Origin of the sequence: Devosia sp., from assembly GCF_017307565.1 — a bacterium.
GTDB lineage: Bacteria > Pseudomonadota > Alphaproteobacteria > Rhizobiales > Devosiaceae > Devosia.
In genome coordinates this window covers 1-8,438 of sequence record NZ_JAFKHD010000216.1, presented here as the reverse complement: position 1 = coordinate 8,438, position 8,438 = coordinate 1, and the positions used below count along the sequence as shown (strand labels likewise).

Below are 8,438 nucleotides of genomic sequence, written 5' to 3'. Positions count from 1 at the left end.
GTGTGTTTGTGTGGTTTATGATTTCAAAGCCAAGATCGACGATGGGCTCGCCGATCGGTCCACCTGCCAGTTGCTGGCAGACAGACTGCATGGCCTCAAAGCCGCAGCGCCAGCGATGGATGCGGATGCTGCTCAGGGCGGGGCAGGCGGCAGACATGTAGTCAAAATCGTTGAAGCCGGCGATGCCCATACGGTCCGGTACGCTCACGCCACGCTCCTGACAGGCAAAGAGTGCCCCGAGCGCAAGCACGTCATTGTTGCAGAAGATGGCATCGACATCGGGCCGTGTATCGAGCATGTCCAGCATCAGCCGCTTGCCGATCATGGTCGATGAGAACTCGTGCTGTCTGTCGTGGCCGGTACGGGACAATTCAGATTCGTCGTTGCCCGTCTCTCGCAGCAGTCCCTCATCATAGCGCCCTGCTTCCTGCATGGCCTGGCGATATCCCTCGAAGCGCTGCTTGGAACGGGCATTCATCCAGCCGGCAAAGAATGCAATGCGCTGGTAGCCCGCGGCGAGCATGTGTCGTGTCATGGCAAGGCCTGCATTGCGATGCGAAAAACCGATGATTTTCTGGATCGGGTTGTCAGTCATGTCCATGATCTGGACGACCGGGCAGCCAGCTTCCTCGAGCATGCGCCGCGTGGCCGCCGTCTGTTCCGTGCCCGAAACGATGATGGCAGCGGGCTGATGACGGATGATGCGCGTCACCAGTTCCTCCTCGATCTGCGCATCATATCGCGTATTGCCCAGTTCAATCCGCAGCTTGCTGTCGGTCAGCCCGTCATAAATACCTCGAACAACGTCCGAGAAGATGTTCTGCGTCAGCGAGGGCACCAGAACCGCGACGGCGTCCGAGCGGCGCGAAGCCAGCGCGCGAGCGTTGAGATTAGGGACATAGTTGAGCTGCCGCACGGCCTTGTCGATGCTCTCGCGCAGAGCAGGCGAAACCTTCGAAGGATCCCGCAGGGCGCGGGAAACCGTAATGGCACCAACTCCGGCAAGCGCCGCCACGTCGGCAACCGTTGGTCGTGAAGCGGATCTCTTCTTGGCCATTGGGTAATCACACGTTGGTTGTCCACGACAATGGGATGTCTAAGAGTTTGACATCCGCGATGACAGCGCTACCATACCTCTTGGCAAGTGTCGATGTTGAGGAGCATCGCCCGCTATCGGAGGGGGAAAAGGGATGGAGAAGGATCTCAACGGCCGGGTGCAGTCGGTCGACAGGGCCATGAAGCTCCTGGAAGTGCTGGGTGACGAGGCAAAGGGGCAGCGTTTGACTGATCTTGCCAAGAAAACCGGGCTTTCCTTGACCACGGTCCACCGTCTTCTGACCACTTTGGAACAGCGACGGTTCGTGCAGTTTTCTCAGGCAGATAGCCTCTGGCATATCGGCATCGGCGCTTTCACGATCGGCTCGTCTTTTTCCAGCGATCGCAATTTTGCCGCCGCCGCCATCCCGGTCCTTCGTCATTTGCGTGACCAGACCCGCGAGACGGCCAATATCGGGATCGTCGACAATGATGAGATTGTTCTCCTCGAACAAATTCAAAGTCGCGAGATCACGCGCTCGCTCTCGACGGTTGGTGGCCGCACCCCGATGACCTCATCTGGCATGGGCAAGGCTGTCCTTGCCTGCTACGCGCCCGACGATGTTCGCGGCGTTATCAAGCGCCGTGGTTTCCGCCGCAGCACGCAGACGACCATAACCAACCTGGCAGTGCTTGAGGATCAACTCGCCCGCTTCCACGAAGAGGGATACTCGCTTGATAACGAGGAGTATCGGGTCGGTCTGCGTTGTGTGGCCGCTCCTGTCTTCGACAGGCGCTCCGAAGTGGTTTGCGCGATTTCGGTTTCTGGGACGCCGGACCGAATCTCGGATGATCGGGTCCGTGGCCTAGGTGCGCTCGTTGCCAGCGCGGCTGCTGAACTCTCTCGCAAAATGGGCTACGCCGCGCCTGTCGTCTTAACCTGATCAGGCGATGCTCGTCGCACTGGCATTCTTGCGGCAAGCACATTCGCCGCTACGGCACTGGTCCCTCCAGGCAATGTCCGGCCCGATCGTTATGGAGGCTCGTTCGACGTTGTCGGCACGGTTCTGCTGACCACCAAGGGGGCTTCGGTTGATCCCGTGCTCACTGTTAGCTTTGTTTCAGCACATATCGCTGACGGCGACTGTGTTTGTTCGGTAGTCCGGCGCAAAAAAAAGCTTCGTGCTGCGCGTCACCGATTTTCCGATAAGTTCAAAGATTTTGAGCCTTTTCATAGGTATAGAGCCGAACCTCGCGTCTTCCCCCCAGGGGAACGAACGCGGTGCTTTGACCTAAGGCCTGGCGCAAACGAACCTAGATTAAAGATATAAAGATATCTTTATACGGTATTGACATCATGGAGCATCTGCGGGAATGTGCAGTTGCCTAGGTTCTCCGGTCGTCGTTCGCGATGTGCCGGGGCTAAGAGGGAAGTCGGTGCCCCGTTCTCGGGAAAGCCGGCGCTGCCCCCGCAACTGTAAGCGGCGAGCTGAAGTCCACCATGTCACTGGGTGAGAGCCTGGGAAGACGGACGGAGGCCGTGACCCGTGAGCCAGGAGACCTGCCTGAGGCGAAATAACGTCCACGGGCGGGGTGTCCTGGTGTGCGTAGCGCAGGCTGCTTTGCGGCCCGGTTCGCTATGCGTCCATAGACCCCATGCCCCCAACATATTGGGGCAGATCATGTCTCAGAGCAAAATTTCAGTCGGCACGCCTCGCGTGCCTGTCACCGCAGAGGCGCATTGCCTTCTCGCGCCCATGCCAATGCCGCCGACTGGCACCCGGAACGACAATAGAGACGCCGCATCATGACCAAAGACCTGACATTCGCCATCAAGAGTGTTTCTTTCGACGAGGACTACACCCCCTCGGAGAACACGCGCGTCACCACCAATTTCGCCAATCTCGCGCGAGGCGAGCGCCGCCAGGAAAACCTGCGCAATGCGCTGAGGATGATCGACAACCGCTTCAACGCGCTGGCCAGCTGGGACAATCCCAAGGGCGATCGCTACGCGGTTGAGCTCGAGATCATTTCGGTTGAGCTCAACATCGGAGCAGGTAATGGCGACGCTTTTCCGCTGATCGAAATCCTCAAGACCAACGTCGTCGACAAGAAGACCGGCGAGCGCACCGACGGCATCGTGGGGAACAACTTCTCGTCCTATGTGCGCGACTACGATTTCAGCGTCGTGCTGCCCGCGCATAACAAGGATCAGGCCAAGTTCAGCATTCCGGAGAGCTTCGGCGATCTGCACGGAAACCTCTTCAAGGCCTTCCTCGCCTCCGACGCCTATAAGGCGCACTTCCGCAAGGCGCCGGTCATCTGCATCAGCGCCTCGAGCAGCAAGACCTATCACCGTACCGAAAACCAGCACCCCGTCATGGGCATCGAATACCGGCAGGACGAGTTCTCATCGACCGACCAGTACTTTGCGAAAATGGGCATGCAGGTGCGCTACTTCATGCCGCCCAACAGCGTTGCGCCGCTGGCCTTCTACCACATCGGCGACCTCCTCGGTGACTACACCAATCTTGAGCTGATCAGCACCATCAGCACGATGGAGACCTTCCAGAAGATCTATCGGCCCGAAATCTACAACGCCAATTCGGCGGCCGGGGCGCTCTATCAGCCCGACCTGAAGCACCAGGACTATTCGCTGACCCGCGTCGACTATGACCGGGAAGAGCGCAGCCGTCTGGCCGTCGAGCAGGGGAAGTTTGCCGAGGAGCATTTCATAAAGCCCTACAAGGCCGTCCTCGACCAGTGGTCTGCCGCCCACGCTTCCTGAAAACCAAGAATACCAAGAATACAAGGTCGCCTAACATGACAAAACTTCTGCCCACGGCCACTGCCGGCAGCCTTCCCAAACCCTCCTGGCTCGCCCAGCCCGAAAAGCTCTGGTCGCCCTGGAAACTGGAGGGCGAGGAATTGCTCGAGGGCAAGCGGGACGCCCTGCGGGTCACTCTGGCCGATCAGCAGCAAGCCGGCATCGACATCGTCAGCGACGGCGAACAGACCCGCCAGCATTTCGTGACGACGTTCATCGAGCACCTCGACGGCGTCGATTTCGAGAAGCGCGAAACCGTCCGCATTCGTGATCGATACGACGCGAGCGTGCCGACCGTTGTGGGTGCCGTGTCCCGTCAGAAGCCCGTCTTTGTCGAAGACGCCAAGTTCCTGCGCCAGCAGACGACGCAGCCGATCAAGTGGGCCTTGCCGGGTCCCATGACCATGATCGATACGCTCTACGATGCCCACTACAAGAGCCGCGAAAAGCTCGCCTGGGAATTTGCCAAGATTCTCAATGAGGAAGCCCTGGAGCTCGAAGCCGCCGGCGTCGACATCATCCAGTTCGACGAGCCCGCGTTCAACGTCTTCTTCGACGAGGTGAACGATTGGGGCATTGCAACGCTCGAACGGGCCATCCGGGGGCTCAATTGCGAGACCGCCGTCCACATCTGCTACGGCTACGGGATCAAGGCCAATACCGATTGGAAAAAGACCCTCGGCAACGAGTGGCGTCAGTATGAGCGGACTTTCCCCAATCTGCAAAAATCCAATATCGACCTGATTTCGCTCGAGTGCCAGAACTCCCACGTTCCGATGGATCTGATCGAACTGATCCGCGGCAAGAAGGTTATGGTTGGGGCGATCGATGTGGCCTCCAACACCGTCGAGACCCCGGAACAGGTGGCCGATACGCTGCGCAAGGCGCTGAAATTTGTCGATGCCGACAAACTCTATCCCTGCACCAATTGCGGCATGGCCCCGCTGTCGCGGGCCGTTGCGACCGGCAAGCTCAATGCCCTCAGCGCCGGCGCCGAAATCGTCCGCAAGGAACTCTCGGCCTAGTGCCACGAAGGCAAGACCAACGCGAACAGGGGACGCCGCATTGGCGTCCCGACTAGCCCATCTCAGCATATCAGAGAGACCAGCATGAATATGGTGGATCACCGTTTCGACATTGTGGACCCAACCACGTATCGCAACGGCATGTCGCGCCTCGGCACGTCAGTCAGCGTCGTCACCACAAGGTCGGGCGAAAAGCGCTTCGGCTTCACGGCCTCGGCGGTGTGCAGCGTCAGTGATACGCCCGCAACGCTTCTCGTCTGCATCAATCGTGGCAGTTCGTCCTTCCCGGCCTTCGACACGGCGCGCCACTTCTGCGTCAACACGCTGATGCCAGGCCAGGAAGGAATCTCCGACGTCTTCGGCGGCCGGACGCGGAGCGACGACAAGTTTGCCCACGGCGATTGGCGCGAAGGGCTTTCAGGTGTCCCCGTACTCGAAAGTGCCTCGGTGAGCTTTGAATGCGAGCTTATCAACGCTGTCGACCAGGCGACCCATCGAGTCCTTTTCGGGCGCGTCATCGACATTCGCGAGAACGAAGAGCGGGCCACTCTCCTCTATTGTATGCGTCGCTATATCAGCGGCTAGATTTTGGATGCTTGCACCGGAACCTGCCATCCGCCTGCCGCTCCCTGCCTCAATCGAAGTTCTCCCGAGGCAAATTCCGGCGCGCGAGCAACTTGCCACTTTGCTGCCTGCGGGCACGCGCGTGTATCTCACCGACCTCGGGGGGAGCGACACCGATGCTGAAATGTTGGTGGCGGCGCGGCGCCTTACAGATATCGGCTGCAAAGCGGTACCCCATCTCGCAGCCCGACGGATGGCAAGCCGCCAGGCCCTCGAGCGGCGTGTCGGACGACTTGCCGAGGAGGCTGGTGTCGACGATCTCCTCGTTGTCGGCGGTGGCGTCCCCACCCCTGTCGGACCCTATGGCAGTGCGATGGAAATCCTAGAAACGGGGACACTCCATCGATACGGCATAAAGGACATCGCGGTTGCAGGACACCCCGAAGGTAGTCCTGATATTCCTGACGCAACCGCAATGGACGCCCTCCGGCAAAAGCAGGCTCTTGCTCAGGAGGCCGGGCTGCGCTTGCGCATCGTCACCCAATTCGGTTTCGACCCACTGCGGACCCTCGCCTGGATCGACAATCTCGCAAGGATCGGCATCGATATTCCGGTTCATGTCGGCGTGGCGGGGCCGGCCAAGCTCACGACGCTCACCAGATATGCAGCGCTTTGCGGTGTCGGTAACTCGCTTTCCATGCTTAAGAGAGGCGCCGGCAGTTTTTGGTCGCTTACGACCGGCTACTCGCCGGAAGCGTTCGTCCTGCCGCTTGAGGAGCAGCTCGCTGCTCTGGCGCGGCCGGCGATATCGCAGATGCACATCTTTCCGTTTGGCGGGCTCGAAACGGCGTCAAACTGGCTCCGCCAACGGGGATCCTGGCCGCTCAGGCAGCATGCCCAATAACCAACCCTTCTTTCATCGATCCGGCACGGCACCATGTCTTTCGCTAAACGCCTGAAGCGCTTCGGCTTTGATTACTACCTGTTTCTCCTGCTCGGCACCGTGGTGCTGGCCTCGCTTTGGCCGGCCTCGGGCGTCGGGGCAGATATCGTCGACAAGGTCGCCTATGTCGCGGTCGCCCTGCTGTTCTTCCTCTATGGCGCCAAACTCAACACCAGCGCCATTGTCGCCGGCATCGCCAATTGGCGGCTGCAGGGGCTGGTCTTCGGCTTCACCTATGTGGTGTTCCCGATCTGCGGCCTCGCTCTCGCGGCCATCTTGTCGCCGTGGATCGAGGAAGAACTGGCGATCGGCATCGTCTATCTTTCTATCCTGCCGTCCACCGTGCAGTCATCCATCGCCTTCACCTCGATAGCGCGTGGCAATGTGCCCGCCGCGGTCTGTGCGGCATCAATGTCAAACGTGCTCGGGGTCTTCCTCACCCCAGCGCTGGTCGCCGTACTCCTTCACGCCTCGGGCGATGGCATTTCCTTTGAATCCATCATGGATATCGGGCTGCAGATCCTTGCGCCCTTCATTATCGGACAGTTGCTGCGGCCGCTCGTCGGCGTCTTTATCAGCCGGCATACGGTGCTCACCCAGGTCGTCGATCGCGGCTCCATCCTGATCATCGTCTATTCCGCCTTCAGCGCTGGCGTGATCGCCGGCATCTGGGACGAAGTCGGTCCGGTGAGCCTTGCGATCATCATCGCGGCCAACATTGTTCTGCTGGCCGTCGTCATGGTTGCGACCATCTGGGCCGGCCGTGCCGCCGGACTCAATCATGCGGACCGGCTTACCCTGCTGTTCTGCGGCTCGAAAAAGAGCCTCGCCAGCGGCCTGCCCATGGCCAATATCCTCTTTGCCGGGCAGGCAGTCAGCATGATCATACTGCCGCTGATGCTGTTCCATCAGATCCAGCTTTTCGTCTGTGCCATCATCGCGCAGCGGGCCGGCTATCTGGCCAGCGAAAGCGAGTTGCAGCCGGCCGCGTCCTAGGTTGTTGCCGGGCGGGTGAACACCCGCCTGGCCTCTTCGGTTACGACCGAGTGATGGTGGTGGCGTGCCGTTGAGAGGCCGCCTCTAGCCCGCCATCCGTTCAGCCATGTATCGGCCTGGAGGTTTGCCGAGCGCGTTCTTGAACATGGTGATGAAGGCACTGACAGATTCATAGCCGAGATCATCGGAGACGTTCTGTACTGTCGCTCCGGCCGATAGTTTCTGAAGGGCGACGATGATGTGCAACTGCTGGCGCCAGCGGCCAAAACTCATCGAGGTGTGCCGGCTCACCAACCGGGTTAAGGACCGCTCGCTCATCGCCACACGATCCGCCCACTGCGCCACTGTGCTGCGGTCACCTGGGTTGTTGATGAGAGCATTGGCAATCTTGGTCATAGTCGGGTCGTCAGGGATCGGCAGATGCAGGGCGGCGATATCCATGCGCCGCAGTTCTTCCAGTATCACCTGAGTGATCATGTCTCGGTGCGTGTTGGCGCTGCCGTTCGGTGATGCGGTGGCAATGTGTTTGATCATCTCGATCAGCATGGGCGTCAGCGACAGGGTGCAACAATTCTCGGGTAGACCCGGGATTGAGGGGGCGACGAAGAGGAGGCAAATCCTGCCGTTGGCGCTGACGTGATTTGAGTGGGCGACGCCGCCGGGTATCCATACGCCGCTTCCGGACGGCACCATCCAGAGACCACCCTGCACCCGGCACATGACCCCGCCCTGCAGGGCGACCACCAACTGCCCCATGCCGTGCTGGTGCATGGGAAGTTCGGCTTCATGCTCCCGTACCTCCACGGAAATCGCCAAAACGGGCTCTGTGGACAGGTCCGGATCGAAAGACGCAAGGCAGGCGTGGAGGGAATCCATAGCGATTGGCCGATTTCAGATACTAAATGACTTAATATCCAAATCCAGCAGTGAACGACAGCGCTATCTGAACGGGGTACCTCGCACCAGTCCCGAGCAAAAATGTCATCGCGTGTCCATCACCTGAACCCTTTTTGGGTCATCGCCGGAATCCTTGTCTTCTCCACGACCC

The 8,438-nt window shown here is 59.8% G+C and carries 8 protein-coding genes and 1 riboswitch; of the genes, 6 read left to right on the top strand and 2 right to left on the bottom strand.

Annotated elements, in window-relative coordinates; translation table 11 throughout:
- On the bottom strand, window positions 1-1,057 hold a 1,057-nt coding region (locus J0I64_RS06930; protein ID WP_291406866.1), incomplete at its 3' end, for a LacI family DNA-binding transcriptional regulator.
- A gap of 133 nt (window positions 1,058-1,190) precedes the next feature.
- On the opposite strand from J0I64_RS06930, the gene J0I64_RS06925 reads away from it, so the two are divergent.
- From J0I64_RS06925 to J0I64_RS06900, 6 genes are all read left to right on the top strand, one after another.
- Window positions 1,191-1,979 carry an IclR family transcriptional regulator gene (locus tag J0I64_RS06925; protein ID WP_291406865.1) on the top strand — a complete coding sequence of 263 codons (789 nt, stop codon included), beginning with the start codon at window positions 1,191-1,193 and terminating at the stop codon, window positions 1,977-1,979.
- Window positions 1,980-2,406: 427 nt separating this feature from the next.
- A riboswitch (cobalamin riboswitch) is annotated at window positions 2,407-2,619 on the top strand.
- Window positions 2,620-2,842: 223 nt separating this feature from the next.
- Window positions 2,843-3,823, top strand: coding sequence for a DUF1852 domain-containing protein (locus J0I64_RS06920; protein WP_291406864.1), 981 nt, complete (start codon window positions 2,843-2,845; stop codon window positions 3,821-3,823).
- Window positions 3,824-3,858: 35 nt separating this feature from the next.
- Window positions 3,859-4,887, top strand: a complete 1,029-nt coding sequence (locus tag J0I64_RS06915) for a methionine synthase (protein WP_291406863.1) — start codon at window positions 3,859-3,861, stop codon at window positions 4,885-4,887.
- Window positions 4,888-4,971: 84 nt separating this feature from the next.
- Window positions 4,972-5,472, top strand: coding sequence for a flavin reductase (locus J0I64_RS06910; protein ID WP_291406862.1), 501 nt, complete (start codon window positions 4,972-4,974; stop codon window positions 5,470-5,472).
- Window positions 5,473-5,479: 7 nt separating this feature from the next.
- Window positions 5,480-6,355, top strand: a complete 876-nt coding sequence (locus J0I64_RS06905; protein ID WP_291406861.1) for an SAM-dependent methyltransferase — start codon at window positions 5,480-5,482, stop codon at window positions 6,353-6,355.
- Window positions 6,356-6,388: 33 nt separating this feature from the next.
- On the top strand, window positions 6,389-7,390 hold the full coding sequence (locus tag J0I64_RS06900) for a bile acid:sodium symporter family protein (RefSeq protein WP_291406860.1): 1,002 nt from the start codon (window positions 6,389-6,391) through the stop codon (window positions 7,388-7,390).
- An 84-nt stretch (window positions 7,391-7,474) separates the two neighbouring features.
- On the opposite strand, the gene J0I64_RS06895 is transcribed toward J0I64_RS06900, so the two are convergent.
- Window positions 7,475-8,266, bottom strand: a complete 792-nt coding sequence (locus J0I64_RS06895; protein WP_291406859.1) for a helix-turn-helix transcriptional regulator — start codon at window positions 8,264-8,266, stop codon at window positions 7,475-7,477.
- Window positions 8,267-8,438: the final 172 nt, after the last annotated feature.